The organism is Caldimonas hydrothermalis (genome assembly GCF_056746695.1).
In genome coordinates, this window is sequence record NZ_JBWQXA010000032.1 from 1 (window position 1) to 1,302 (window position 1,302).

Consider the following 1,302-nt stretch of genomic DNA (forward strand, 5'->3'; position numbering starts at 1 on the left):
GGGCACTTCGCATAACCCCATTTCCGAAGGCTGAACCGGCATGAGGGCGCTCGCGTCGTTCAGTTCGGGGTTCTCGGTGCCGCTCAGGCCCCGTCATCGCAGCCTTGGCGGGCGCCCGAGGCCCTGCAAAACTGCGTTTGCAGGCTGCAGCGGGCGCACCTCTTCCTTCATCGCGCACACCCGCACGGGTCATGGCGCACCAGCCAGACCAGCCGCTTGGCGTTGTACGCCGCGCACTTGAGCAGGATCGCCAGCTCGTTTCTGGCCAGCGTCATCGCCCGCACGCACTTGCCGCCCAACTGCTCGAGGCCGGCGAACACATGTTCGCCTCTGGCGCGGACGCGGTTGATCGCCTTGTTGCGCGCGTCCAGTCGCGCGCGCCGCTCCTGCCCGGGCTTGGCACGCCGCGCGATGCCGTCGCGCAGCCCGTGGGCCTGCAGCAACTGGCGGTTGGTCTGCGCGTCGTAGCCTCGGTCGGCCAGCACCCGCGCGCCGGTGTTGGCGCGGTCCAGCACCTCCTTGAGCGTCTGGCCGTCATCGACATTGGCCGGCGTGACCTTGACCCGGCGGATCAGCTTGTAGCGCGCGTCCGTGTTGGCGTGCACCTTGTAGCCGTAGAAGCTCTTGCCGTGCTTCTTGGTCCAGCGCGCGTCGCGGTCGGTGTGCCGCAGCCGCTTGGCATTCCAGCCCTCGGGCCTGCGGCCTTCGTTGAGCGCTTGGCGCTCGTCCTTGTTCGCCTGGGTGAGCGGTGCCTGCACGATGCTGGCATCCACGATCTGCCCGCCGCGCGGGATGTAGCCGTGCTGCTGCAACTGCAGGCTCACCGCCTCGAAGATGGCGCGCCCGCCCAGTCCCCCTTGGGCCAGGCGCTGCTTGAAGCGCCACAGCGTGCGCGCATCGGGGATGTGCAGCGCGCCATCCAGGCGGCAAAAGTGCTGGAAGCTCATGCGGTCCAGCACCTGGTACTCGCAGTCCTCGTCGCTGAGGTTGTACAGCGCCTGGATGAACAGCAGCCGCACCATCACCTCGGTGGGGTACGGCGGGCGCCCGCCCTTGCGGCGATCGGCCCCCGGGCAAGCGGCGTCCACCTGGGCGGCGATGGCCGCGAAGTCGATCAGTTCGTCCATCGCCGCCAGGTTGGCGATGAAGCCGCCGAGCTTGGCTTGGCGTTGGTCTTGCACGAACAGGTCTGCGCCGGGCTGAGAGCGCCAGAAGGACGAGGGCTTGATGCGCGGGGTGATCATGGGCGCCATCATGCCGGCTCATGGGCTGCAAGGGGGAGGGAGGTTTCGAGAAGTGCCC

At 68.5% G+C, this 1,302-nt stretch carries 1 protein-coding gene; it reads right to left on the reverse strand.

Annotated features, from left to right (window positions below):
• Nucleotides 1-167: 167 nt before the first annotated feature.
• Complete coding sequence (locus AC1ECW_RS16240; RefSeq protein ID WP_481202298.1) at nucleotides 168-1,244, reverse strand: IS5 family transposase; 1,077 nt, start codon at nucleotides 1,242-1,244, stop codon at nucleotides 168-170.
• Nucleotides 1,245-1,302: the final 58 nt, after the last annotated feature.

What these genes read in the sequence shown, in the direction of transcription:
- AC1ECW_RS16240 (WP_481202298.1), bottom strand. Translation starts at nt 1,244, where the DNA reads ATGATCACCCCGCGCATCAAGCCCTCGTCCTTCTGGCGCTCTCAGCCC.